Genomic DNA, 24,422 nt, shown 5'->3' with positions numbered 1-24,422 from the left:
TTTGCAGGCTGTGCAACATCGAGAAGTCTCCTGGGTATCGGTCGGTCAGTCGTTGTCGGTCAATCCATCAACGATACATGGGCTGCGACAACACACCAACCCTGGCCGGGCATGCGCACCCAGGTCTGCTGCTGGCGGCCGGTGCGCGCGCTGCCTTCGCGCGTGAACTCGGTGCTGGCGGTGGCGAAGTCGCGCCCGTAGGCCGTGATGCAGGTGTTGCGCAGCGTGCGCGCCAGGCCCGCAGGCGAACGGCCGCTGCGGAAGGCGCGGATGGCATCGATGCCGTAGAGGCATTCCGTGGCCCCATAGCGCACGGTGTGCGGGCCATGGAAGAACAGCGCATCGAGCACGTCCACCTCGTTGTGGACCAGTGCATGTTCGTAGCGTGCAAAGGCGGCCGTGACTTCGGCCAGCACATCGGGCAGGTTGATGGTGGTGTCGTTCATGTGTTCAATGTCCGCCGCCGAGGTAGGCGCGCGTGAGCGCATCGTTGGCAGCAATCTCGGCCGCCGTACCCTGGGCCACCACGCGCCCGCCTTCGAGCACGTAGGCCCGGTCGGCCAGCGACAGCGCGAGCGCCGCCCTCTGGTCGACCAGCACCAGGGTCATGGATTCGTCGCGCAGGCGCGCCAGCGAGGCGAACAGCTCCTCGATGACCTTGGGCGCCAGGCCCAGCGAGGGCTCGTCGAGCAGCAGCACGCGCGGGCGGCTCATGAGGGCGCGGGCAATGGCCAGCATCTGCTGCTCGCCGCCCGAGAGCAGGCCGGCGCGCTGGTGCAGGCGCTCGCGCAGGCGCGGAAAGCGCTGCAGCATCTCCTCCACCCGGGCCTCGCGGCCCTCGGGCTGGAGGAAGGCGCCCAGGCGGATGTTGTCCAGCACCGAAAGTTCGGGGAACACCTGGCGCCCTTCGGGCACCAGCACCAGGCCGCGCGCCACGATCTGCTCGGCGCGCAGCGGGCCCAGCTCCACGCCCTGCAGGTGGATACCGCCCTGCACCGGCCGGTGCAGGCCGGCCAGGGTGCGCATCAGCGTGGACTTGCCGGCGCCATTGGCGCCCAGCAGGGCCACCATTTCGCCCTGGCGCACGCGCAGGTCCACCGCCTGCAGCACGGGCTCGGCACCGTAGCCGGTGGTGAGCCGGCCCACGCCCAGCACCTCGGGCGCGTCGGTGGGCAGGCCGCGGTCCGCGGCGGCACGCACGGCCACGGCACCGCCCGCGCCTTCGCCCAGGTAGGCCTTGCGCACGGCGGGGTGGGCCTGCACCTCGGCCGGCGTGCCCTCGGCCAGGTGGCGGCCCGACTCCATCACCACCACATGGTCCGACAGGCCCATGACCAGCGCCATGTCGTGTTCCACCAGCAGCACGCCCACGCCCTGGTCCGCAATGCGGCGCAGCAGCGCGGAGAGCTGGTCCTTGTCCTCGGTGGACAAGCCCGCGGCGGGTTCATCCAGCAGCAGCACCTGGGGCCGCATGGCCAGGGCGCGCGCGATCTCGACCAGGCGCCGGTCCACATGCGCCAGATCGGCCGCAGGCACCTGCACCGAGCCCCGGTAGCCGCACCAGGCCAGCAGCGCACGGGCCTCATCGCGCGCACCAGGCGAGCACACACGGCCATCGCCCAGCAGCGGGCCCAGGGTGCCACGCGCCAGTGCCAGGGCCACGTTGTCCAGCACGCTGAGCGAGCCGAAGAGCTGCGAGGTCTGGTAGCTGCGCGCCACACCGGCCCGCGCGATGCGCCAGGCACCCCGGCCCTGCAACGGCTCGCTGCCCAGTAGCGAGCCCCCGGCGGTGGGGGTGTAGAAGCCGCTGAGCATGTTGAGTACCGTGCTCTTGCCCGCGCCGTTGGGGCCGATCAGGCTGGTGACGGCACCAGGGCGCACGGAGAACGACAGCTCGCTCACCGCACGCACGCCGCCGAACACCATGGTCAAACCCTGCGCGCTCAGCGCCCGGGCCTCTGCGGGCTGGAGCGCAGGCAATGCGTCGCCTTCGGTAGCGCCATCTGCTGGCGCGGGTGCGCTGCGGCGCAGGCGCGCCAGCAGCCCCACCAGGCCTTGCGGTGCCACCCACAGCACCACCAGCAACAGTGCGCCGAAGAACAGCAGCCGGTACTCCTCCAGGCTGGACAGCAGCTCGGGCAGCAGGCCCACGATGACCGCGCCCACCAGCGGCCCGGCGATGCTGCCCGCGCCGCCGATCATCACCACCAGCACGAACAAAATGGACTGCAGGAAGGAAAAGCTGTGCGGCGTGACGAAGCCCGACAGCGGTGCATACAGCCCGCCCGCCAGCCCCGCGAGCAGGGCCGACACGGCGAACGCCACGGTCTTGGCCACCAGCGGGTTCAGGCCGATGGACTCGGCCGCCGTCTCGGAATCGCGCACCGCGCGCAGCGCCGCGCCCCAGGCCCCGCGCGACAGCCGCACGAAGGCCAGCAGCGCCACCGCCGCCGCCACGATGGCCAGCACGGCAATGGCGCGCTCGCCACGCAAGGCCTCGATGCCCAGCGCCGGCGCGGCAATGCCCATGATGCCGTTCTGCCCGCCCGTGAGGTCGCGCATCTCCACCGCGCTGTGCTCCACGATCAGGCCGAAGGCAATGGTCACCATGGCCAGGTACGGGCCCTTGACGCGCAGTGCCGGCAGGGCCAGCAGCGCGCCCATGGCGCCGGCCAGCACGGCCGCGACGGGCCAGGCGGCCCAGAAGCTCCAGCCCGCCTTGGTGGTGAGGATGGCGACCGCATAGGCGCCGATGGCGTAGAAACCCACATGGCCGAAGGACACCTGGCCCGACAGGCCCAGCAGCACATTCAGGCCGATGCCCACCAGCGCCAGCAGCGCCACATTGGCCAGCACGAAGACGTAGTAGCCGTTGACCTGCGTGGCCAGCGCCAGGCCCGCGGCCACGCCCAGCGCGGTGAGGCCCAACAGCGCTGGCATGGCCAGCCCGCGCGCGGAAGACAGGGGGGTGAGGGCTTTCTTGTGCATGGGGAAGGAGGTCGTCGTCATACCTTGCGCACCAGGGCACGCCCGAACAGCCCGTTGGGGCGCACGGCCAGCGCCACGATGACGAGCGAGAAAGTGAGGATCTGCGTGTAGCCTGAGCCCAGCGTGGAGGTGATCAGCGCCTCGGCCACGCCGAAGAGCAGCCCCGCGGCCATGACACCCCAGGCACTGCCGATGCCACCCAGGATGGCGACCGCAAAGGCCTTGAGGCCGAACAGCGTGCCCATGTCGGACTGCACGTTCACCAGCGGCGCGATGAGCACGCCGGCCACGGCCGCGAACACGGCCGACAGCGCGAACGCCGCCGCCACCACGCGCCCGATGGGAATGCCCATGAGCCGCGCGGCATCGCGGTTCTGCACCACGGCCAGCATGGCCGTGCCCCAGCGCGTGCGCCGCGCCACGAAGTGCAGCACGGCGGCCAGCACCAGGCCGATGGCCGGGATGAGCAGCTGCAGCGGGTACACGCCCAGGCCGATGTCGCCCCGCGTCATCGGTGCCTGGGCCAGGGGCGAGGGCAGGCTGCGCGGCTCCTTGCCGAAGGTGAACATGGCCAGGTTGTCGACCACGATGCCCAGCGCCACCGTGGCCATGAGCCAGGCGTCCGAATTGCGGCGCGCGAACGGGCGCACGGCGAAGAACTCCACGGCCAGGCCGTAGAGCGCGCACAGCAGCAGCGCCAGCAGCACCGCCAGCGCCATGGGCCAGCCCAGCACCATGGCGAAGCCGTAGGTGAGTACGGCGCCCAGCATCATGGAACTGCCCTGGGCGAAGTTCACCGTGCCGGAGACCACGAAGGTGACGTGAAAGCCCAGGGCCATGAGCCCGTACATGCTGCCCAGGCCGATGCCGCTGATGAGGGCGGAGAGAAAGAGCATCGTGGTGATCGAGGAAATGGGGAAAAGCAGGAAAGGTCCCGCGCCGCAGGGGGCGCAGGACCGCGAGGCGTGCAGCGCTTATTTTTCGAGGCCGACCGGCAGGATGCGGTTGCCAATGAACTGCGCCCAGACGTAGTCGTTCTCGCTCAGCGCGTCATGGTTGGCTTCGTTGAAGGGCTTGTCGTAGCTCTTGATCAGGCCCTCGTACTTGCCGATCTTGTAGAAGCCCTGGCGCACGGCGTCGCCCTCGGTACTGCCGGCCTGGGTGATGGCCAGGGCGGCGAGCTGCATCGCGTCGTAGGCATTGGCCACGCCCACGGCGGGGGTGATGTTGTCGGGGCCCTTGATGTCGGGGTACTTGGCCTTGAGCGCGGCCACCACCTTCTCGCCCACCGGGCCCTGCTTGCCGAAGAAGCTGTAGGTCTGCACGAAGTGCACGTTCTTGGCGTTGGGGCCGGCCAGCTCGGTGAAGCGGCCGCCTGCAGGGCCCCAGTGCGAGACGATGGGCACCTGCCAGCCCATGCGGTCCAGCGACTTGACCACCTGGGCCGAGGGGCCCACGTTGCCCACCAGGAACAGCGCATCGGCGCCTGCCGCCTTCAGGCGCGTGAGCTGGGGCACCACGTCCACATCGCTGTCGCCGAACTTCTCGATGCCGGCGGGCTTCATGCCCTTGGCGGTCAGCGCAGCGGTGAGGCCCTTCTCGTTCGATTCGCCCCAGGGATTGTTCACCAGGATCATGCCGGGGTTCTTGGCGTTGAAGGTCTTCTGCGCATAGGCCAGCATGCCGCGGTCCACGATCTCGTCCACGGCCGAGACGCGGAACGCGAAGTTGGGCTTGGCGCCGTTCTTGGTGACCGGCGTGCCCGCGGCCCAGGGGCCCATGAACGGCACCTTCTCCTGGTTGGCCAACTGCACGATGGCGATGGAGACCGGTGTATCGAGCCCGCCGAAGAGCACGGCCACCTTTTCCTTGTAGATCAGCTCGCGCGCGGCCGTCACGCCCTTGGCGGGGTTGGCCTCGTCGTCGCGGCGCACCAGCTCGAGCTTGCGGCCGCCGAGCAGGCCGCCCTTGGCATTGATCTCTTCGATGGCAATGGTCAGGCCACGCGTGATGGCGTCCCCTGCCAGCGCGGACTGGCCCGACAGGGCCGTGACCAGGCCGACCTTGATCGGCTCGGCGGCTTGGGCCGCGCCCAGGGCGGTCCAGGCGGCGGCGGCGAGGGCGGCGGCGGCAAAGCGGCGGCGGTTGGTGAAAGGCATGGCGGTTCTCCTGCAGTGGCGGGTGGACGGGGATGAACGGATCGGTGGGCGGGTTCTATCCGCCTCGGGAGGCACCACCAGCAAGCACCGTGCCAATGTCAACAAATACACGTATTCATTGGCGACTTGTTGATTATTTAATTGTCGACAATCTGGCACATGCTTTGCTGACAAACAAAACATCCCGGCATTTCCGCCGTTTTGCCCCAATCCGCAGCATTGCGCACCCCAGCGGTGCAGTGAGGAGCACCAACATGCAGCAAACCACCCCTCCCGGCCAGGACGCCGGCGCCATCGTCGAAGAGTTCCTGCGCCTGGTGATGATTCCCGACCCGGTGGCCGCCAGCCGCTTCGTCGCGCCCGGACGGGCCATCCGCTTCACGGGCGGGCGCCCCATGCGCCAGCCCGCCGAGTGCAGTGCCTTCAACGCCACGCGCTATGCCTGGGTGAAAAAGAAGTTCGAGAGCACCGACGTGGTGGCCGGTGCCACCCACGAAGAGGCCGTGGTCTACAACACCGGCACGCTCCACGGCGCCTGGCCCGACGGCACGCCCTTCGAGGGCAACCGTTATGTGGACCGCTACGTGCTGCAGCGCGGCCTGATCGTGCGCATGGACGTGTGGAACGACAGCGCCGAATGGCTGCTGGTGCGCGCCGGGCTGGCCGCGCCCTGGTCCACACCAGAGGCCGGAGCATGATCACCAGCATCTACGGCGACGGCCCGCTTCCCGACCATGGGCGCTTCGGCTACACGCCCATCACCCGCCGCCCCGACTACACCTGGCCGAACGGCGCGCGCCTGGCGGTCTACCTGGGCTTCAACCTGGAGCATTTCGCCTTCGGCGGCGGGCTGGGCGCACGCATCGGCCCGGCATCCCCCGAGCCCGACGTGCTCAACTACAGCTGGCGCGAGTACGGCAACCGCGTGGGCGCTTGGCGCTGCCTGGAGCTGTTCGACCAGCTGGCCCTGCCCGCCGGCTGCATTTTGAACACCGCGCTGTACGAGCACTGCCCCGAACTGCTGGCCGCCTGCGCGGCGCGCGGCGACGAGCTGATCGGCCACGGCCACACCAACTCCGAGCGCCAGGGCGACTTTGCCGAGGCCGAGGAAGCCGCTCTGCTGGCCGCCTGCCGCGAGCGCATCGCGGCCGAGAGTGGCGCAGCGCCTGCAGGCTGGCTCTCGCCGTGGATCTCGGAGAGCCCCACCACGCCCGACCTGCTGGCCGAGGCCGGCTACCGCTTCACCCTGACCTGGGCGCACGACGACCAGCCCGTGCCGATGCGCACGCGCAGCGGCCAGCGGCTGTGGTCGATTCCCTACCCGCAGGAGCTCAACGACATTCCGATGATCATTGCGCGCCAGCTCGACGGCAAGGACTTCGCGCAGATGGTTGTCGACAACTTCGACGAGATGCTGCAGCAGTCGGCAGCCCAGCCGCTGGTCATGGGTATCGCCCTGCACCCCTACCTGGTGGGCCAGCCCTACCGCCTGCGCCACCTGCGCCGCGCGCTGGAGCACGTGGCGCGCGCGCGCGACGCCGGTGCCATCTGGTTCACCACCCCCGGCGCCATCTGCCAACACGTGGATGCATTGTTTCCTTCTGCCTGAGCCCCCCCAACTCCCATGCACAGCCCCATCGTTTCCCCCGGCCTGCCGTTCACCGACACCGTCAACGCCTGGGTGCCCCATGGCCACTTCGTGATCGAGGGTGCGCCCCACGGCCCACTGGCCGGCCTGCGCTTTGCGGCCAAGGACGTCTTCGACGTGGCCGGCCACCCCACCGGCGCGGGCAACCCCGCCTGGCTGGCCAGCCACCCCGTGCCCACGCGCCACAGCGCGCTGGTGCAGCAGGTGCTCGATGCCGGGGCCACGCTGTGCGGCAAGGTCATCACCGACGAGCTGGCCTACAGCATCCACGGCCACAACCGGCACTACGGCATGCCGCTCAACAGCGCCGCGCCCGAGCGCATTCCAGGCGGCTCGTCGAGCGGCTCGGTCGCGGCGGTGGCCGCAGGCCTGGTGGACTTTGCGCTGGGCACGGACACGGGTGGCTCCACCCGCGTGCCGGCCAGCTACTGCGGCGTGTGGGGGCTGCGCACCACACACGGCCTGGTCCCGCGCGCCGGGCTGGTGCCGCTGCACGAAAGCTTCGACACCGCGACCTGGTTCGCGCACGATGCGAACACCTTCGAGCGCGTGGCCCAGGCACTGCTGCCTGCCACACCGTTTGCAGCCACGCGCGCCCTGCTGCTGCAGGACGCGGCCGCCGAGGCCGACGCGGAGGTGGCCGCCCTGCTGCCCCGCGTGGCCGACGTGCTCGCCACGCTGCTGCCCCAGGGATGCGGCAGGGCCACTGCAGCCCAGGGCAGTTCGCTCGAAGACTGGCGCCGCCACTACGTGGCCTGGGGCGCCTACGAGGCCTGGCAGGCCCATGGGCGCTGGATCACGCAGCATGCGCCCGGTTTCGACGAAGCGATTGCGGGCCGCTGGCATGCCGCCTCGCAGGTCACGGCCGACGCTGCGGACGACGCGTACAACGCGGGCCTGGCGGCACGCGCCCAAGTGCGGGCCTTGGTGAACGCAGGCGCGGTGCTCATCGTGCCCTCGGCCGCCAGCGTGGCACCTCTGCGCAGCGCGGGCGGTGCGCAGATCGATGCCATCCGCGCCCGCACCCTGCGCATCTGCTGCATTGCCGGCCTGGCGGGGCTGCCCCAGGTCAGCCTGCCACTGGCCACGGCCAAAGGCCTGCCCGCAGGCGTGTCGCTGATCGGCCCGGCCGGCTGCGACCGGGCCCTGGTGCGCCTGGCCGTTCAGGCCTGGCAAACCTGGCAGGTGCTGCAGGACGGCGCACGCTGAAGGCGCGACAATGGGGGCAACAACATCCGCCGGACCACTCGACGACCACCGACCGCAAGCGTTCCGGGCGAACACCATGGCCACCAAGACAATTCCCCGTGCCGGCGCGAAACCGGCACGAGCACCCCGCCCCTCTGCCCAACCCGCTGCCGCCCTGCAGGAAAGCGAGCTGCCCGGCCTGCCGGGCCTGCGCACGGGCGACGATGTGGAAACGCGGATCTACAACACCGTGTACGAGAGCGTGATGACCCAGCGTCTCACCCCGGGCACCAAGCTACCCGAGGCCTCGCTGTGCGAGCTGTTCGATGTGCGCCGCGCCACCGTGCGCAAGGTGCTGCAGGCGCTGGCGCACGACCACATCGTGGAGTTGCGCCCCAACCGCGGCGCCATCGTGGCCGAGCCCACGCCCGAGGAGACGCGCCAGGTGTTCGAGGCGCGCCGCGCGCTCGAAGGCGCCATCGTGCGCCTGGCCACGCGCCATGCCACCGCAGAGGACATCGCCTCGCTGCGCCTGCAGTTGGCCGCCGAGCACGATGCCATGCACCGCTTCACCCAACCCGCCTGGGCACGGCTGGCCAGCGCCTTCCACCTGCGGCTGGCCGAGCTGTCGCGCAACCCGGTGCTGCAGCGTTACCTGATGGAACTGGTCTCGCGCTGCTCGCTGATCGTGGCGCTGTACGAGCCGCCCGGCAAGGCCTCGTGCGAGCACGAAGAGCATGAGCGCGTGGTGGACCTCATCGCCCAGGGCGACGCCGAAGGCGCCGCGCGCGAGATGGAGGCCCACCTGCTGGCGCTGGAGCACAGCATCACGCTGCAGCAGGAGCGCAGCGACAACAACCTGGCGCGCATGCTGGGCATGGCCTGAGGCGACGCAAAACCGAGTCCCTCGCGCGCCGCGCACCCTGCTTTGGGCGGTCTGCGGCGTTGCAAATGCTCGCCATAGCACGCGCTATGGCTGCGCTTTGCGCCTAGCAGCCCATCCCAAATCAGTACACGCGCCATCGCGAAGACTCGGTTTTGCGCCGCCTTTTCGGCACGCTCTCAGCTGTCAGCGGCTTGCGACCGTGCCAGGCGCTCGCTCTGCCAGTACACATCGTCCCCGCCATCCATGCGGTTGAGCACGCGTGCCAGCACGAACATCAGGTCCGACAGGCGGTTGAGGTATTGGCGCGGTGCGTCGTTGAGAGGCTCTTCGGCGCCCAGGCCCACGACCACACGCTCGGCGCGGCGCGCCACGGTACGGCACACGTGGGCCTGCGATGCGGCGCGCGTGCCTGCAGGCAGTATGAATTCCTGCAGCCGCGGCAACGCCGCGTTGTAGTGCGACAGGGCCTCGTCGAGCTGCAGCACGGCCTCGGGCTTGAGCAGTTCATACCCCGGGATGGACAGCTCGCCGCCCAGGTTGAACAGCTGGTGCTGGATCTGCACCAGCAGCGTGCGCACGTCGTCCGGCAAGGGCTCGCACAGCAGCAGGCCGATATGGGAGTTGAGTTCGTCCACATCGCCCATGGCATGCACGCGCGTGCTGTTCTTGGAAACGCGCTGGTCATTGCCCAGGCCGGTGGTGCCGGCATCGCCGGTGCGCGTGGTGATGGCGGTGAGTCGGTTGCCCATGGTGGCGTGTCTCCGGTGCGAGAAAGGGAAGGGTGGCCGGATTGTCACGCATGCAGACAGAGAGGGAGCGCACGAGAAAAAACGGCGGGGACATCGTCGTCACCCGCCGGATGGAGCGGTGGTGCGTGCATGCCAGGGGCACGCAGGCAACACACCACCGCAATCATGTGCCGCCATCGCGGCTATCACTGGACCGTGGCGCGGCGGTTGGCGGCGTCGATCTCGGCGGTGGAGACCAGGCCGTTCTTGGCGCTGGACTGCATGCCGGCCCAGGCGTCAGCATGGTAGCGGTCCCACTCGGCGCGCGACACCATGCCGTCACCGTTGGCGTCCATCAGGCGGGCGTTGGTCTTCTTCTCGGCATTGGCGGCAGCCTTGCCGCCTGCGGCAGTGGCATCGATTTCAGGGGCCGGGGCGGTCTTGCCCATGCCAGCGGCGGGGTTGGCCATGGCGGCCGAGGTGGTGGCCTTCTTGTTGTCGACCTTGTTCTGTGCGGAGGTGGCGGCCGCGCCACCCGATGCGGCGGGGTTCACTTCGGCAGGGGTCTTGCCCACGCCAGCGGGTGCCTGTGCCAGGGCGGCACTGCAGGCGAGAACGGCCAGGGAAGCGATGAGGGTGTGCTTGGTAGTCATTGGAGAGTCCTTGTAAAAGAAGAGCGTTCAGTGCTCTGAGTCCATTGTTCAAGCACGCCGAGCTCAAGGCTGTAGGACTTGCGCAGCGCCTGGCGTGGGACACCGGGCGACCCAGCGGGGCTGGCTGGCCGCGCATTCGGCCGGGCGTCCTACACCAGGAGTTACACCGGGCTGGCAAATGTAGGCGCAGGCAACAGCAGGCAAAATGACTGGCCTCGAACTGCGGCCTGCGGTGCAATGGCAGCCTGTTCAACTTCGGAGCACACCACCCATGAAGACCTCAACGACCGTGAACACCAAACCGCTCAAGGACGCCCACCCCTTCGATGCGAGCAGCGCACTGCTGTTTGCCGTGCTTTCCATCGGTGCCTTCGCCGTGGCGCCCTATGCCCATGCGCAGGGTGCCAGCAGCAACAGCAACCCGCCGCTGACCGCCCCCGCCAGCAACACGGCGCGGCCTGCAGCAGCACCCGGCGTGGGCGTGACCCCGCCCATCCCGCACACTGCCACCACCCCCTCTCCCGCCCTGGCGCCGCAGCTCGGCGGCACGGCACAGCAAGTGCAGAACTCGCAGGCCGGCGTTGCCTTTGCCCGGGCCGATGCCAACCGCGATGGCCAGTTGAGCCCGCAGGAGGCCGTGATGCTGCCCGCCATCAGCCAGAAGTTCGAGGCGCTGGACCGCAACAAGGACAAGTTCCTGTCGCTGGAAGAGTTTGCCCTGGCCACCAAGTCCTGACCGCCGCGCCCCCGTTCTTTCCTTTTCTCTCATTTCCAAGGCACGCTGCGGCGTGCCTTTTCCGTGGCCGATTGATTGCTTCAGTCGTGCAGCGACGACAGGAACTGCTGCAGCTCCGGCGTCTTCGGGCTGCCGAAAAGCTCGGCCGGCGTGCCGGTTTCGTGCACGCGGCCCTGGTGCATGAAGACCACGCGGTCACTGACCTTGCGGGCGAAGGCCATCTCGTGCGTGACCATCATCAGCGTCATGCCTTCGAGCGCGAGCGATTCAACCACGCGCAGCACCTCGCCCACCAGTTCCGGGTCCAGCGCCGAGGTGATCTCGTCGCACAGCAGCACCTGCGGTTCCATGGCCAGGGCGCGCGCAATGGCCACGCGCTGCTGCTGGCCGCCGGAGAGCTGGTCGGGCATGGCGTCGAACTTCTCGGCCAGGCCCACGCGCGCGAGCAGCTGGCGCGCCTGCTCGGCGGCGGCCTTGGCATCGCGGGCCTTCACCAGCGTGGGCGCCAGCATGATGTTGCGGCCCACGGAGAGGTGCGGGAACAGGTTGAAGTTCTGGAAAATCATGCCCACCTGCTGGCGCAGCGCGCGCATGGCAGTGGGGCTCTCGTGCATCAGCTTCTGGCCGTTGACGCTGAGCGCGCCTTCCTGGAACACCTCCAGCCCGTTCACACAGCGCAGCAGCGTGCTCTTGCCCGAACCGCTCTTGCCGATGATGGCGATCACCTCACCGCGCTGCACCTTGAGATCGATGCCCTTGAGGACTTCGTTGGTACCGTAGGACTTGCGCAGCGCCGTGATGTCCACGATGGGGCGGCCCGGCATGGCATCGGAAGGAGCGGCGGCGCTCGGGGTGTCAGTGGCGGTTGCTGCCATGGAGTTTCCTTTCGAGGGACTGCGCCACCAGGCTCACGGGGAAGCACAGCGCAAAGTACATGAGGGCCACGCAGGCGTAGACCAAAAAGGGTTTGTAGGTGGCGTTGGAGATCATGCTGCCGGCCTTGGTCAGCTCCACGAAGCCGATCACCGAGGCCAGCGCCGTGCCCTTGATCACCTGCACCAGAAAGCCCACCGTGGGCGGCACGGCGATGCGCAGCGCCTGCGGCAGCACCACGTGGCGCAGCTGCTCGCGGAAGTTGAGCGCCAGGCTCTGCGCGGCCTCCCACTGCCCCTTGGGGATGGACTCCACGCAGCCGCGCCAGATCTCGGTGAGGTAGGCGCTGGTGTAGAGCGTGAGTGCAAAGGCCGCCGCTGTCCACGGCGAGGTCTTGATGCCGAAGAGCGCAATGCCGAAGTAGGCCAGGAACAGCTGCATCAAGAGCGGCGTGCCCTGGAAGACCTGCACATAGGCGCTGATGGCGCGCTGCGCGCCGCGCAGCTTGGACAGCCGCAGCACCAGCAGCGCCATGCCCACGATGCCACCGCCGATGAAGGCGATGAGCGAGAGGCTCACCGTCCAGCGCGCGGCACCGAGCAGGTTGCGCAGGATGTCCCAGATCGAAAACTCAACCATGGTGAATTACCTTCCTACGAGGAAACGCGCACCCACCCAGACCAGCAGGCGCCGGGTGAGCATGGACAGCGCCAGGTACACGATGGTGGCCACGATGAAGGCCTCGAACGCGCGGAAGGTGTTGCTGGAGATCAGGTTGGCCGCATAGCTCAGCTCGGGCGTGGAAATCTGCCCGCACACGGCCGAGCCCAGCATGACTATGATGATCTGGCTCACCATCGCCGGCCACACCTTGAGCAGCGCCGGCGGCAGCACCACGCGGCGGAAGGTCTGGGCGGGTGTCAGGGCCAGGCTGGCCGCGGCCTCGACCTGGCCGCGCGGCGTGGCCTCGATACCGGCGCGGATGATCTCGGCCGAGTAGGCCCCCAGGTTGATCACCATCGCCAACACCGACGCCACTTCGGGTGTGAGCTTGAGCCCCAGCGCCGGCAGCCCGAAGAAGATGAAGAACAGCTGCACGATGAAGGGCGTGTTGCGCACCAGTTCCACATACGCGGCCACGGCCCAGCGCAGCGCCGCCGGTCGCGGGCCCAGGTTGCGTGCCCGGGCCCAGGCGCAGGCCGTGCCCAGCAGCAGGCCCAGCGCCGTGCCCACGATGGTGAGCCCTATCGTCCAGGCCACGCCGCGCAGCAGCAGCGGCCACTGCGAGAACACGGCAGAGAAATCCAGTTGGATCAGCATGGTGGGCGTGCCCTGCCACGCTCATCGCGCGGCAGGCCTGTGCAAAGGGGTCGAAGGGGGCGGACGTCTTACTGGGGCAGGTCGCCTGCCGGACGGCCCAGCCACTTGCTCGACAGCTTGTCGATGTCGCCGGACTTCTTGGCCTCGGCAATGATCTCGTTCACGCGCAGGCGCAGCTTGTCCTCGCCCTTGGCCACGCCGATGAAGTTGGGGCTGTCCTTGAGCAGCAGCTTGTACTCGGTGGCCAGGTTCGGGTTCTTGACCATGATGGTGCCGGCCGTCGAGGCGCTGGTGGCAATCGCCTGCGTCTGGCCCGAGACGAAGGCCGAGATGCTGGCGGCATGGTCCTCGAAGCGCTTGACGTCCACGCCGGGAGGCGCGACCTTGGCCAGCTCCTGGTCTTCCATGGCGCCGCGCGTCACGGCCACCGACGTGCCAGCCAGGTCGGCAAAGCTCTTGATCGACAGGCTCTTGCTCGCGAACACGGCCTGGAAGAAGGGCGCGTAGGCGGCGGTGAAGTCGATCACCTTCTCGCGCTCGGGGTTCTTGCCCAGGGTGGAGATCACCAGGTCGGCCTTCTGCGTCTGCAGGTAGGGGATGCGGTTGGCGCTGGTCACGGGCACCAGCTCGACCTTCACGCCCAGTTTGGCGCCGATGTAGTTGGCCATCTCCACGTCCAGGCCCTGGGGCTTGAGGTCCGTGCCGACAAAGCCGTAGGGCGGGTAGTCGGTGGGGATGGCGATCTTGATCTCCTTGGCCTTGAGCACGTTGTCCAGCGCATTCTGGGCGTGCGCGGCGGGGGCCAGCAATGCGGCCATCAAGCTGGCGGCGGCCAGCAGGCCCAGGGTGGAACGGCGGGTGGTGGATGCGCGGGGGGTCATAGCAGGGCTCCTAGGTAGGGGGATGTGTCGTCGGGCGGGGTGGAATCGGACTTTTTGGCAGCGGCCTTGCCGCGCGGCGCGCGCGCCTTGGCAGGGATGTCGGGGGCCACAGCAGCGCTCTTGCGCACCGGCGCCAGTGCGTCGCGCAGCTCGGCCAGCGGGTCGTGGGCGGCCTGCAGGCGCAGCGCGTCCTGCACGGTGCCGATGTGTTCGGACATCAGGGCCTCGGCGCGGGCGATGTCGCCGGCCTCCAGCGCCTCGACGATGCGCACGTGGTCGGCGCAGGACTGGGCCGCGTCGTGCGAGGACTGGTAGAGCATGGCGATCAGCGTGGTGCGCGCCGTGAAGTCCCGCAGCGTATCGGCCAGCAGGCTGTTGCCCAGGCACTCGGCCAGGCACACATGGAAGTCGCCCAGCAGGAAGCTGCGCGCGCCCACGTCGCTGCCGGCCAGCGCGGCCTTCTCGCGCTGCAGATGGTTCTTGAGCTGGCGCACGGCCGCCTTGTCCACCACCTTGAGCTGGTGCAGCAGGCCGAGCTCGATCACGCGGCGCGCCTCGAAGGCCTCGCGCGCCTCGTCCTCGGACGGCTCGATCACGTACCAGCCGCGGCGCGCGCTCACGGTGACGATGCCGCGTGTGGACAGCCGCGTGAGCGCCTCGCGCACGATGGTGCGGCTGCAGTCGAACAGCATGGCCAGCTGCTGCTCGCCCAGGCGCGAGCCAGGGGCGAGCTTCTGGGCCATCACGGCTTCGATGATGCGGTTGCTGATGTCGGTGGCGGAGGTCATTGCCACCAACCTTTGCAGCTTCCGTGCCAACTGGTATACAAGTGGAATGCACCAGCTTGGCGCACCAATGGGATGCGCAGGCAGCGTTCGCCGCACTATGGCGGCGCACACGGCAGTCAGGTTATCCACCAGCCGCCCCGCGTTTGGGCGGGGCGCCCTAAAATGAATCCACACCCAGATTCCGCCCGGAGACATGCCATGAACGCCCCCACCGCCGCCTCGCACCTGCTGCCCGAGATCCACCTGCGCGAGGTGCCCCAGGCGCTGATCGACGCCCTGCAGGCGCGCTTTGGCACGCAATGCTCCCTGGCCCAGGCGGTGCGCGAGCAGCACGGCCGCGACGAGGGCTCGCTGCAGGCACCGCCGCCCTCGGCCGTGGTGTTTGCCGAAAGCACCCAGGATGTGGCCGATGTCGTGAAGCTGGCCGGCCAATATGACGTGCCGGTGATCCCCTACGGCGCGGGCTCCTCGCTCGAAGGCCACCTGCTGGCCGTGCAGGGCGGCATCAGCATCGATGTGAGCCGCATGAACCAGGTGCTGAGCATCGACGCCGAAGACCTCACGGTGACCGTGCAACCCGGCATCACGCGCAAGGCGCTCAACGACGCGATCAAGGACACGGGCCTGTTCTTCCCCATCGACCCGGGCGCCGACGCCAGCATCGGCGGCATGAGCGCCACGCGCGCCAGCGGCACCAACGCCGTGCGCTACGGCACCATGCGCGAGAACGTGCTGGCGCTGGAGGTGGTCACCGCCAGCGGCGAGGTCATCCACACCGGCACGCGCGCCAAGAAGAGCAGCGCGGGCTACGACCTCACGCGCCTGATGGTGGGCAGCGAGGGCACGCTCGGGATCATGACCCAGATCACCGTGCGCCTGTACCCGCTGCCCGAGGCCGTGTCGGCGGCGATCTGCTCGTTCCCGAGCATCGAGGCGGCCGTGCGCACCACCATCCAGACCATCCAGCTCGGCGTGCCCATCGCGCGCGTGGAGCTGATCGACCACCACACGGTGCGCATGGTGAATGCGCACAGCAAGCTCGGCCTGCGCGAAGAACCCATGCTGCTGATGGAATTCCACGGCTCGCCGTCGAGCGTGAAGGAGCAGGCCGAGACCGTGCAGGAGATCGCCAGCGAGTTCGGCGGCAATGCCTTCGAATGGGCCAGCACGCCCGAGGAGCGCACGCGCCTGTGGACTGCACGGCACAACGCCTACTTCGCCGCCGTGCAGAGCCGCCCCGGCTGCCGTGCCATCAGCACCGACACCTGCGTGCCCATCAGCCGCCTGGCGGACTGCCTGCTCGACTCGGTGGCCGAGGCCGACGCCAGCGGCATCCCTTACTTCCTCGTGGGCCATGTGGGCGATGGCAACTTCCACTTCGGCTACCTGCTGGACCCGAACATCCCCGAAGAGCGCGTGACCGCCGAGGACCTGAACCACAAGCTGGTGGCACGGGCCCTGGCGCTGGGCGGCACCTGCACCGGCGAGCATGGCGTGGGCCTGCACAAGATGGGCTTCCTGCTCGACGAGACCGGCGCCGGCGCGGTGGACATGATGCGCGCCATCAAGCGCGCGCTGGACCCCAAGAACATCCTGAACCCGGGCAAGATCTTCGCGCTGTAACGGCCGGCACCGGGTCGCAGCCTGGTTTGCGGGCATAAATCACGCAATCGTGCGAGGCGTGGCTTGCGTTGCGCCCAGGCTGGCGTATCGTGGCCGATCCCCGGCCTCTTGGTTCGCCCCGCCCATGCACACCTTCATCCGCCCCCTGGTCCTGGCTGTCGCCCTGGTGGGCGGCCTGTTCTTCGGCGCCCTGCTGCTCCTGTCCGTGGCCAAGCCGACCTGGGTGGAGCACCAGGCCCGGGACCTGATCCGCGGGCAGATCGAGAAGAAGACCGGCGAGAAGATCGCGGCGCTGGACGCCAACTTCCTCGACGGCCGGGCCCGCGCCCTGCTGCAGGACCATGAGCGCGAGATCGCGGCCGCGCGCCGCGCCCTCACCGAAGGCCTGCCCGTACGCATCGCCGCCATCGCGGCCCAGATGGGTGTGCCTGACTGCGAGTGCCGCACGCGCTACCGCGAAGGCACGGAGCTGCGCCTGGGCACCCTGCAGCAGATGCAGGCCCAGCTCACGGCGCTGATCCGCAGCCAGTACCTGGACACCGCCGACCAGCTGCAGCGCGAGTTGCGCATCTTCAGCGGTGCCAACGCGCTGGCCTTTGCCCTGCTGGGCGTGGCCGCGTTGCGCCGCCCCGCGGCTCGGATGCAGCTGCTGCCTGCCGCGGCCACGCTGCTGCTGGCCACCCTGGTGGCCAGCGGGTTCTACCTGTTCGGGCAGAACTGGCTGCACACCATCGTCTTCGGCGACTATGTGGGCTGGGCGCTGCTGGGCTATATTGGGCTGGTCTATGCATGGCTGTGCGACCTGCTGTTCAACCGGGCGCAGGTGACCGCCCACCTGCTCAGCAGCGCGGGCGGCAGCGTCTCGCCCTGCTGACCCCCCGAAGCAACAAGACCCCACCATGCGCATCGCCTTCGTCTCCGACATCCACGGCAACCTCGCGGCCCTCGAAGCCGTGGCGGCGGACATCGCGCGCCGCGGGGCCGACCGCGTGGTGAACCTGGGCGACAACCTTTCGGGCCCGCTGCTGCCGCGCGAGACGGCGCAGTGGCTCATGGCCTCGGACTGGCTGTCGCTGGCGGGCAACCACGAGCGCCAGGTGCTGCAGCTGCGCCCCGGCCACGGCGGACCATCGGACCAGTACGCGCACAGCCAGCTCACCGAGGCGGAGTTCGCCTGGATGCGCAGCCTCACCCACACCTTGCGCCTGGGCGAAGACGTGCTGCTGTGCCACGGCTCGCCGCGCAGCGACCATGAATACCTGCTCGAAACCCTGGACGGCCATGTGGTGCGCGCCGCCACCCCGGCTGAGATCGAAGAGCGCCTGTCGGGCCAGTACGCACCGCTGATCGCCAGCGGCCACACCCATGTGCCGCGCCAGGTGCGCCTGGGCGCGGGCATGCTGCTGGTCAACCCCGGCAGCGTGGGCCTGCAGGCCTATGGCGATGACCACCCCGTGGAGAACAAGGTCGAGAACGGCACGCCCGATGCGCGCTATGCCATCGCGCAGCGGACTGCGCAGGGCTGGAAGGTGGAACACTTCACCGTGGCCTATGACCACGAGTCCATGGCCGCTCTGGCCGAGCAGCATGGCCGGCCCGAATGGGCCCACGCCCTGCGCACCGGCTTCATGCCAGCGTAGCCGGCTGTTTCAGCCGTGCTTCGCGCGGGAATCCGCAGGCGCCTGGTCCCGCTCGTTCATGCCGTAGTCACGCACCACCGCCGCCACGCGCAGCCGGTAGTCGGCGAACACATGGTCGCGCCCCGCCGCCTGGGTGCTGCGGTGCGCCTCCTGCTGGCGCCAGCGCGCCACGGCCTGCTCGTCGCGCCAGAAGGACAGCGACAGCAGCTTCCCCGGCGTGGCCAGGCTCTCGAAGCGCTCGATGGAGATGAAGCCGTCGGTCTGCGCGAGCAGCGGCTTGAGCGCTGCGGCCGCATCCAGGTAGGCGCCGCTCTGGCCGGGCGCGGGCGTCACCTCGAAGATCACAGCCATCATGGCGTGGCCTGCTGCGGGTGGGCCGGCAGGCCCAGCGCCCCTTCCACGCCCTGGGCGAAGGTGCGCTCCTCGCGCAGGATGAAGCGCTTTTCCTGCGCGAAGGCAAAGTTCGCACGGCCTTCGGCATCGCTGCGCAGGCGCGCACGGTAGGCCTCGTAGGCGGCCAGCGAATCAAAGCCGATCAGGCCCCAGGCCTCGTAGTTGCTGCCCTCATGCGGCAGGAAGTAGCCCAGCAGGTGGCCGCCGCAGCGGGGAATGATCTGGCCCCAGCGCCGCGCGTATTCGGCGAAGGTGTCGCGCTGGAAGGGGTCGATCTCGTAGCGGATGAAACAGGTGATCATGATAGAGAACCTGGTCAAGGTCACTTTTGAGGCCGCGCAAGTCCCTTTTCGGGATGGGATGCAAGGCGCGGTGCGCAGCCGATAGCCCGTGCTATCGGCAAGCGCCGCAACGCCGCAGACCGCCCGAAAAGTGACTTGCCCTTCGGGTTGGAGTGAAATCGGGCGATTGGACGCCCCGGCTGCTTGCATGGGCATGAGCCCATGCGGCGCATCCGAAGCATCCACTCATCCCGATTGCACTCCAACGCGGCTGCAAAAGTGACCTTGACCAGGTTCTTAGCCTTTCGTGGGAACAGGCTTCACGATAGGCGCTTGACCGGCTCCGATGCTTCGCCCACCATCGAAGCATCATGAAGAACAAGACCGCCCCGCTGCCCCGGCCCTCCGCATGAAGACCCTGCTGCTGTTCATCGCCACGGCGCTGGCCGAGATCGTGGGCTGCTACCTGCCCTACCTGTGGCTCAAGCAGGGCAAGCCCATGTGGCTGCTGCTGCCCGCCGCCGCAAGCCTGGCACTGTTCGCCTGGCTGCTGACCCTGCACGACACGGCCGCCGCCGGCCGCGTGTATGCCGCCTATGGCGGCGTCTACATCGGCGTGGCGCTGGCTTGGCTTTGGGCGGTGGACCAGATCCGGCCCACGGCATGGGACGTGGCCGGTGTGGCCGTGGCACTGGCGGGCATGGCCATCATCATGTTCCAGCCCGCGCGATAGCGGCGGCCAGAGCCGCCGCCGCTGCGCTTCAGTTCACCTTGATCAAACGCCAGTCGATGCGGTTGTCAGGGCGCTGGACGAGTTCGACGTTCTTCTTCATCGCCCAGGCCAGCATCTGGTTGTGCAGGGGGATGTTGGCCACGGTGTCGTTCTGCAGCTGCAGCCCTTCGGTCAGCAGGCGGTTGCGCACGGGCTGGTCGATCTCGGTCTTCACGCGGTCCACGACGTAATCCATGCGTTCGTTGCTGTAGCGGCCCAGGTTGTAATTGCCATCACCGCCCGTGGTCTTGGTGCGCGTGAGCGACTGCAGGGTGTACAGCGCGTCGAAGGTCGGCACGCCCCAGCTGAGCAGGGTGATGCTGGCTTCATGCCGCTGGGCCATGGGGTAGTAGGTGACCGAAGGCATGGTGCGCAGCTTGGCCTTGACGCCCACGCGCGCCCACATCGAGGTGATGGCCTGGCACAGGTTCTCGTCCTGGATGATGGAGTTGTTGCTGCAGGCGAAATCGACCTCGAAGCCGTCCTTGTAGCCGGCGTCGGCCAGCAGCGCCTTGGCGGCATTGGGGTCGTAGGGCAGGCGCTTGTCCACCGCCTCCGTCCAGCCGTTGACCAGGGGCGAGACCATGGCGCCCGTGGGCTTGGACATGCCGCGCATGGTCACGCGCTGCAGGGTGGCCACGTCGATGGCCTGGTACAGCGCCTTGCGCACGCGCAGGTCCTTGAGCGGGTTCTTGCCCTTGACGCTGCTGCCCGGCAGTTCATCGCGGAACTGGTCCAGCGCCAGGTAGACGGTGCGGTTCTCCACCATCTCCATCACCTTGAGATTGGGATTGGCCTTGAGCCGCTCCAGGTCCTGCAGGTTGGCTTCGCGCACCATGTCGACCTCTCCCGAGAGCAGGGCCGCGATGCGCGTGGCCTCGGACTTGATGGGGGTGTAGACGATCTCGGTCACGTTGCCCTCGGCCTTGCCCGCATTCCACCACAGGGGGTTGGCGGCGAACACCAGCTTCTGGTCAGGCACCCACTCCTTGAGCACGAAGGGGCCGGTGCCCATGGCGTTGCGGTGCGAGTAGGTCTCGTCCTTGGACTTGATGTCCTTGGGTTCGAGGGAGTTGTTCTTCTCGGACCAGGCCTTGCTCATCACGCGCAGCTCGGTCAGCTGGTTGAGCAGCACCGGGTTGGGGTTCTTCAGAAAGATGTCGATGGTCTCGCCATCGACCTTGGCGATGCGGTCCATGCCCTGGGTGTAGATGGCATAGGTGGAGGTCTTGCTCATCGCGCGCTGCAGCGAAAACACCACGTCGTCGGCCGTCATGGTCGAGCCGTCGCTGAACTTCACGCCCTGGCGCAGCTTCACGCGCAGCTGCGTGGGGCTGACCTGCTGCCACGAGGTGGCCAGCAGCGGCTCGACCTTGAGCGTGCGGCTGTTGAACATCACCAGCGACTCGTACACCGCCGCATGGATGCCATTGCCCAGGGCGCTGTTCTGCGAGTGGACATCCATGGTCTGGATGTCGGTGGAGCCCGCCCACTTGAACGGTTTTGCCGAAACGGTGGGGGCGATGGCTGCCAGGGCCAGGGTGGCGGCCGCGAGCAGTGTGTGCTTGAAGTGCATGGGGGTTTCCTTTGCAAGACAGGAGTGTTCGGAAGAATCGGCAATATGCAGCAGGACGGGCGCGCGCAAAAGCCCCCGTCCGGGCAGTGTGGTTCCGCAGCGCAATTGCGCGTCATGGCGGATTGCGCAAATGCCCTAACTGCGGTATCTACCAGTACCTACCTGGCAAGGGGGTAGCGCGCCGCGCTCCGCTCGGTTCCCACCTGCAACAGGTTGACCACGCCCATCACGTCGTCCACCAGCTCCACCGCTTTCTCCAGCGCCCGCGCCTGCTCGGCCGACTGCACGCAGCCCATCAGTGTGACCAGGCGCCGCTCGCCCAGCACCCAGACGCTGGTGTCGTCAAAACGCCCCTCCTCGCGGATGTAGCGCTGCACGCGCGGGATGATCTCGGCGTCGTAGAGGTAGGAATTGGGCAGCCGGCAGCGCCCCACGCGGTGGCAGCTGCCGCCATGCTGCGAGCGCACATGGGCCAGCTCGCGCACCTCGGCCTCGGTGTAGAGCGGGCCCTCGGGCACAGGGCAGCCGGGCATGGCAGAGGTGACCCGCAGGAAGGGGTCGTTGAAGGCGTTGGTGCGGGCGTCCTGCGCCTGGGCAGGCAGCGCTGCGGACAGCAGCCCGGCAAGCGCCAGCGCGCGGACTGCCAACAAGGGCAACGAAAGGGGCATGGGGACACCTCATCGGGTTCTGGCGCCATCTTAGCCAGGGCTTCACTCCCCACCAAGCACCTTGCAGCAGCCTTGTAGGACACGGCTGCGATTTGCGGCCTGTGCCCCTGCCAGCCCGCCCTCACCGCTTAGGATGGACAGCACACCCACCTGCCCATGCCCAGCGATCTCATCATCCACCGCCCCGAAGGCCTGTACTGCCCGGCCGGCAATTTCTACATCGACCCCTGGCGGCCGGTGGAGCGGGCCGTGATCACGCATGCGCACTCGGACCATGCACGCATGGGCTCGGCGCACTACCTGGCGCACAAAGACAGCGAGGGCACGCTGCGCAACCGGTTGGGCGCGGACATCGCCCTGCAGACGCTGGCCTATGGCGACACCATCGACCACCATGGCGTACGCCTGTCGCTGCACCCGGCCGGGCATGTGCTGGGCTCGGCCCAGGTGCGGGTGGAGCACGGCGGCCAGGTGTGGGTGGCCTCGGGCGACTACAAGCTGGAGGACGATGGCACCTGCTCGCCGTTCGAGCCGGTGCGCTGCCATACCTTCATCACCGAGTCGACCTTCGGCCTGCCGATCTACCGCTGGCCCTCGCAGCCCGCGCTGTTCGCCGACATCAACGCCTGGTGGGCCGCGAATGCGGCGGCGGGCAAGGCCAGCGTGCTGTACGCGTACGCCTTCGGCAAGGCGCAGCGCCTGCTGCACGGGGTGGACGCAGGCATCGGCCCCATCGTCGTGCATGGCGCGGTGGACCCGCTCAACGCGGTGTACCGCGCAGCCGGCGTGGCGCTGCCGCCCACGGTGCGCGTGACGGACCCGGGAGTGACCAAGGCCGGGTTGCGCCAGTCGCTGGTGCTGGCACCGCCCTCGGCCGCGGGCACGCCCTGGCTCAAGCGCTTTGGCGAGCATTCCGACGCCTTCGCCAGCGGCTGGATGCTGGTGCGCGGGGCGCGCCGGCGCCGCGGCGTGGACCGGGGCTTCGTGATGAGCGACCACGCGGACTGGCCCAGCCTGCAGAAGGCCATCGGCGCCACGGGCGCCGAGCGCATCATCGTGACCCATGGCAGCACCGAGGTGATGGTGCGCTGGCTCTGCGAGCAAGGGCTGGATGCCCAGGTGTTCGCGACCGAGTACGGTGCCGACGACAACGAGGACGATGCAGGTGCTGCTGTACCCCAGGCACAGGGAGACCCACCCGAGGCTGCGGCATGAGAGCCTTTGCGGCGCTGTTCCAGGCGCTCGATTCCACCACCGCGCAGTCGGCCAAGCTGGCGGCGCTGGTGGCCTACCTGCGCGTGGCGGCGCCGGCCGATGCGGCCTGGGCCACCTACTTCCTGGCAGGCGGCAAGCCGCGCCAGATGGTGCCCACCAAGCGGCTGAAGGCCCTGGCGCAGGAGGCGGCGGCCCTGCCCGACTGCACGTTCGACGAAAGCTAAAACCCCGTGTGCCACCACGCCGAAACACTGGCCCTGCTGCTGCCGCCCCCGGTGCAGCCGGTGGACCTGCCGCTGGCCGAATGGATGGCGCAATTGCTGCCCCTGCGCGCCCTGCCGCCCGACGAGGCCGATGCCCGCCTGCGCACGCAGTGGGACATGCTGGCGCCGGAGCAGCGTTTTGTGTACTTCAAGCTCATCACCGGCAACTTCCGCGTGGGGGTGTCGCGCCTGCAGGTGACCCAGGCGCTGGCCACGGTGAGCGCGCTGGACCCCAAGCGCATCGCCCACCGGTTGATGGGCTACACGCAGATCGGCCGGCAGCCGCAGGCGGGCGACTACAGCGCGCTGGTGGCGCCCGTGGACGAAGCCGCGGAGGGCGATGCTGGTGGTGCGGGCGATGGCGGCATGGCAGGCCAGCCCTACCCCTTCTTCCTGGCCCACCCGTTCAGCCAGCCCGCGGCCGAGATGCCCGCGCTGCTGGGCGCGCCCGGCGATTGGCTGGTGGAATGGAAGTGGGACGGCATTCGTGCGCAGATCGTGCGCCGCGCGGGCGAGGTCTGGGTCTGGTCGCGCGGCGAGGAACTGGTGACAGACCGCTTTCCAGAACTTGCCGAGGCCGCGCTGGCGGCCCTGCCCGACGGCTCGGTGGTCGATGGCGAAATCCTGGTGTGGCTGCCCGGCGAGACACAGCCCCGCCCCTTTGCCGACCTGCAAAAGCGCCTGGGCCGCAAGACCCTGGGCCCGAAGCTGCTGCGCGAACTGCCCGTGGTGCTGGTGGCCTATGACCTGCTGGAGCATGCGGGCCAGGACCTGCGCCAGGAGCCGCAGCAGGCCCGCCGCGCAATGCTGGAAACAGTGCTGCAGCCGCCCGACGCTATCGCAGAGCCTGCAGCCCCGCCCGCCCTGCGGCTGAGCGCCCTGCTGCACGGCGCCGACTGGCCGGACCTGGCGCGCCAGCGCGAAGCCGCGCGCGGCATGGGCACCGAGGGCTTCATGCTCAAGAATCGGCAAGCGCACTACGGTGTGGGCCGCACCAAGGATGTGGGCGTGTGGTGGAAGTGGAAGATCGACCCCATGAGCGTGGACGCCGTGCTCATCTACGCCCAGCGCGGCCACGGCCGGCGCGCGAGCCTGTACACCGACTACACCTTTGCCGTGTGGACCGGGCCGCAGGACGACCCG

Annotated in this window: 25 protein-coding genes and 1 pseudogene; 11 read left to right on the top strand and 15 right to left on the bottom strand. The window is 68.8% G+C overall.

Annotated features, from left to right (window positions below; translation table 11 throughout):
- Nucleotides 1–59 precede the first annotated feature (59 nt).
- From hpxZ to ACK59X_RS31135, 4 genes are all read right to left on the bottom strand, one after another.
- The gene (gene hpxZ / locus ACK59X_RS31150) at nt 60–446 is read right to left on the bottom strand and encodes an oxalurate catabolism protein HpxZ (protein ID WP_409962774.1); all 387 of its coding nucleotides are present in this window, start codon (nt 444–446) and stop codon (nt 60–62) included.
- A gap of 4 nt (nt 447–450) precedes the next feature.
- A complete protein-coding gene (locus ACK59X_RS31145; RefSeq protein WP_409962772.1) occupies nt 451–2,988 on the bottom strand; it encodes an ATP-binding cassette domain-containing protein in 2,538 nt (845 codons plus the stop codon).
- A gap of 17 nt (nt 2,989–3,005) precedes the next feature.
- Nucleotides 3,006–3,884, bottom strand: coding sequence for a branched-chain amino acid ABC transporter permease (locus ACK59X_RS31140; protein WP_409962770.1), 879 nt, complete (start codon nt 3,882–3,884; stop codon nt 3,006–3,008).
- Between the two features lie 78 nt (nt 3,885–3,962).
- Nucleotides 3,963–5,147, bottom strand: coding sequence for an ABC transporter substrate-binding protein (locus ACK59X_RS31135; protein ID WP_409962768.1), 1,185 nt, complete (start codon nt 5,145–5,147; stop codon nt 3,963–3,965).
- Between the two features lie 254 nt (nt 5,148–5,401).
- Here ACK59X_RS31135 and ACK59X_RS31130 point away from each other — a divergent pair, with 254 nt between their 5' ends.
- From ACK59X_RS31130 to ACK59X_RS31115, 4 genes are all read left to right on the top strand, one after another.
- On the top strand, nt 5,402–5,845 hold the full coding sequence (locus ACK59X_RS31130) for a nuclear transport factor 2 family protein (RefSeq protein ID WP_409962766.1): 444 nt from the start codon (nt 5,402–5,404) through the stop codon (nt 5,843–5,845).
- Nucleotides 5,842–6,756: a polysaccharide deacetylase family protein gene (locus ACK59X_RS31125; protein WP_409962765.1), complete on the top strand. Its 915-nt coding sequence runs from the start codon at nt 5,842–5,844 to the stop codon at nt 6,754–6,756. Before ACK59X_RS31130 ends, ACK59X_RS31125 begins: the two co-directional genes overlap by 4 nt.
- Nucleotides 6,757–6,771: 15 nt before the next feature.
- Nucleotides 6,772–8,004: an amidase gene (locus ACK59X_RS31120; RefSeq protein ID WP_409962763.1), complete on the top strand. Its 1,233-nt coding sequence runs from the start codon at nt 6,772–6,774 to the stop codon at nt 8,002–8,004.
- A gap of 76 nt (nt 8,005–8,080) precedes the next feature.
- Nucleotides 8,081–8,869: a GntR family transcriptional regulator gene (locus tag ACK59X_RS31115; RefSeq protein ID WP_409962761.1), complete on the top strand. Its 789-nt coding sequence runs from the start codon at nt 8,081–8,083 to the stop codon at nt 8,867–8,869.
- Between the two features lie 176 nt (nt 8,870–9,045).
- Here ACK59X_RS31115 and ACK59X_RS31110 read toward each other — a convergent pair whose 3' ends face one another.
- Together ACK59X_RS31110 and ACK59X_RS31105 are read right to left on the bottom strand one after the other, a co-directional pair.
- A complete protein-coding gene (locus ACK59X_RS31110) occupies nt 9,046–9,618 on the bottom strand; it encodes a cob(I)yrinic acid a,c-diamide adenosyltransferase (RefSeq protein ID WP_409962759.1) in 573 nt (190 codons plus the stop codon).
- Nucleotides 9,619–9,803: 185 nt separating this feature from the next.
- Nucleotides 9,804–10,250, bottom strand: coding sequence for a hypothetical protein (locus ACK59X_RS31105; RefSeq protein WP_409962757.1), 447 nt, complete (start codon nt 10,248–10,250; stop codon nt 9,804–9,806).
- Between the two features lie 271 nt (nt 10,251–10,521).
- Here ACK59X_RS31105 and ACK59X_RS31100 point away from each other — a divergent pair, with 271 nt between their 5' ends.
- The gene (locus tag ACK59X_RS31100) at nt 10,522–10,986 is read left to right on the top strand and encodes an EF-hand domain-containing protein (protein ID WP_409962755.1); all 465 of its coding nucleotides are present in this window, start codon (nt 10,522–10,524) and stop codon (nt 10,984–10,986) included.
- 80 nt (nt 10,987–11,066) lie between these two features.
- On the opposite strand, the gene ACK59X_RS31095 is transcribed toward ACK59X_RS31100, so the two are convergent.
- The 5 genes from ACK59X_RS31095 to ACK59X_RS31075 form a co-directional block, all read right to left on the bottom strand.
- A complete protein-coding gene (locus tag ACK59X_RS31095; protein ID WP_409962776.1) occupies nt 11,067–11,810 on the bottom strand; it encodes an amino acid ABC transporter ATP-binding protein in 744 nt (247 codons plus the stop codon).
- 31 nt (nt 11,811–11,841) lie between these two features.
- On the bottom strand, nt 11,842–12,498 hold the full coding sequence (locus tag ACK59X_RS31090) for an amino acid ABC transporter permease (RefSeq protein WP_409962753.1): 657 nt from the start codon (nt 12,496–12,498) through the stop codon (nt 11,842–11,844).
- A gap of 6 nt (nt 12,499–12,504) precedes the next feature.
- On the bottom strand, nt 12,505–13,179 hold the full coding sequence (locus tag ACK59X_RS31085) for an amino acid ABC transporter permease (protein WP_409962751.1): 675 nt from the start codon (nt 13,177–13,179) through the stop codon (nt 12,505–12,507).
- 68 nt (nt 13,180–13,247) lie between these two features.
- Entirely contained in the window at nt 13,248–14,060 is an 813-nt protein-coding gene (locus ACK59X_RS31080; protein ID WP_409962749.1) for a transporter substrate-binding domain-containing protein, read from the bottom strand.
- Nucleotides 14,057–14,848 (bottom strand): GntR family transcriptional regulator, encoded by a 792-nt coding sequence (locus tag ACK59X_RS31075; protein ID WP_409962747.1) that lies wholly within the window; start codon nt 14,846–14,848, stop codon nt 14,057–14,059. The genes ACK59X_RS31080 and ACK59X_RS31075 overlap by 4 nt, the downstream gene beginning before the upstream one ends.
- 198 nt (nt 14,849–15,046) lie before the next feature.
- Between ACK59X_RS31075 and ACK59X_RS31070 the strand changes: the two genes are divergently transcribed.
- The 3 genes from ACK59X_RS31070 to ACK59X_RS31060 all read left to right on the top strand — a co-directional run bounded on the left by ACK59X_RS31070 (nt 15,047) and on the right by ACK59X_RS31060 (nt 18,111).
- A complete protein-coding gene (locus tag ACK59X_RS31070) occupies nt 15,047–16,471 on the top strand; it encodes an FAD-binding oxidoreductase (protein WP_409962746.1) in 1,425 nt (474 codons plus the stop codon).
- A gap of 124 nt (nt 16,472–16,595) precedes the next feature.
- Nucleotides 16,596–17,345, top strand: coding sequence for a hypothetical protein (locus ACK59X_RS31065; protein WP_409962744.1), 750 nt, complete (start codon nt 16,596–16,598; stop codon nt 17,343–17,345).
- A gap of 25 nt (nt 17,346–17,370) precedes the next feature.
- Nucleotides 17,371–18,111, top strand: a complete 741-nt coding sequence (locus ACK59X_RS31060) for a metallophosphoesterase family protein (protein ID WP_409962742.1) — start codon at nt 17,371–17,373, stop codon at nt 18,109–18,111.
- A gap of 9 nt (nt 18,112–18,120) precedes the next feature.
- Here the strand turns inward: ACK59X_RS31060 and ACK59X_RS31055 are convergent, their stop codons facing one another.
- Both ACK59X_RS31055 and ACK59X_RS31050 read right to left on the bottom strand, forming a co-directional pair.
- Entirely contained in the window at nt 18,121–18,465 is a 345-nt protein-coding gene (locus ACK59X_RS31055) for an antibiotic biosynthesis monooxygenase family protein (RefSeq protein ID WP_409962740.1), read from the bottom strand.
- On the bottom strand, nt 18,462–18,806 hold the full coding sequence (locus tag ACK59X_RS31050) for an NIPSNAP family protein (RefSeq protein WP_409962738.1): 345 nt from the start codon (nt 18,804–18,806) through the stop codon (nt 18,462–18,464). Before ACK59X_RS31050 ends, ACK59X_RS31055 begins: the two co-directional genes overlap by 4 nt.
- 388 nt (nt 18,807–19,194) lie before the next feature.
- Between ACK59X_RS31050 and ACK59X_RS31045 the strand changes: the two genes are divergently transcribed.
- The gene (locus ACK59X_RS31045; RefSeq protein ID WP_409962736.1) at nt 19,195–19,518 is read left to right on the top strand and encodes a YnfA family protein; all 324 of its coding nucleotides are present in this window, start codon (nt 19,195–19,197) and stop codon (nt 19,516–19,518) included.
- A 28-nt stretch (nt 19,519–19,546) separates the two neighbouring features.
- On the opposite strand, the gene ACK59X_RS31040 is transcribed toward ACK59X_RS31045, so the two are convergent.
- The gene (locus tag ACK59X_RS31040; protein WP_409962734.1) at nt 19,547–21,133 is read right to left on the bottom strand and encodes an ABC transporter substrate-binding protein; all 1,587 of its coding nucleotides are present in this window, start codon (nt 21,131–21,133) and stop codon (nt 19,547–19,549) included.
- A 158-nt stretch (nt 21,134–21,291) separates the two neighbouring features.
- Nucleotides 21,292–21,801 carry a BON domain-containing protein gene (locus ACK59X_RS31035; protein WP_409962732.1) on the bottom strand — a complete coding sequence of 170 codons (510 nt, stop codon included), beginning with the start codon at nt 21,799–21,801 and terminating at the stop codon, nt 21,292–21,294.
- 156 nt (nt 21,802–21,957) lie between these two features.
- Here ACK59X_RS31035 and ACK59X_RS31030 point away from each other — a divergent pair, with 156 nt between their 5' ends.
- Both ACK59X_RS31030 and ACK59X_RS31025 read left to right on the top strand, forming a co-directional pair.
- Complete coding sequence (locus ACK59X_RS31030; protein ID WP_409962730.1) at nt 21,958–23,016, top strand: ligase-associated DNA damage response exonuclease; 1,059 nt, start codon at nt 21,958–21,960, stop codon at nt 23,014–23,016.
- A pseudogene (locus tag ACK59X_RS31025) lies at nt 23,013–24,422 on the top strand (cisplatin damage response ATP-dependent DNA ligase); the annotation flags it as partial. The gene ACK59X_RS31030 and the pseudogene ACK59X_RS31025, both read left to right, overlap by 4 nt.

The sequence above is a fragment of the Acidovorax sp. genome, assembly GCF_046339755.1.
In the GTDB taxonomy this organism is placed as follows: Bacteria; Pseudomonadota; Gammaproteobacteria; order Burkholderiales; family Burkholderiaceae_C; genus Acidovorax.
The sequence above is the reverse complement of the archived record's forward strand: the minus strand, read 5'-3'. Positions and strand labels throughout refer to the sequence as shown.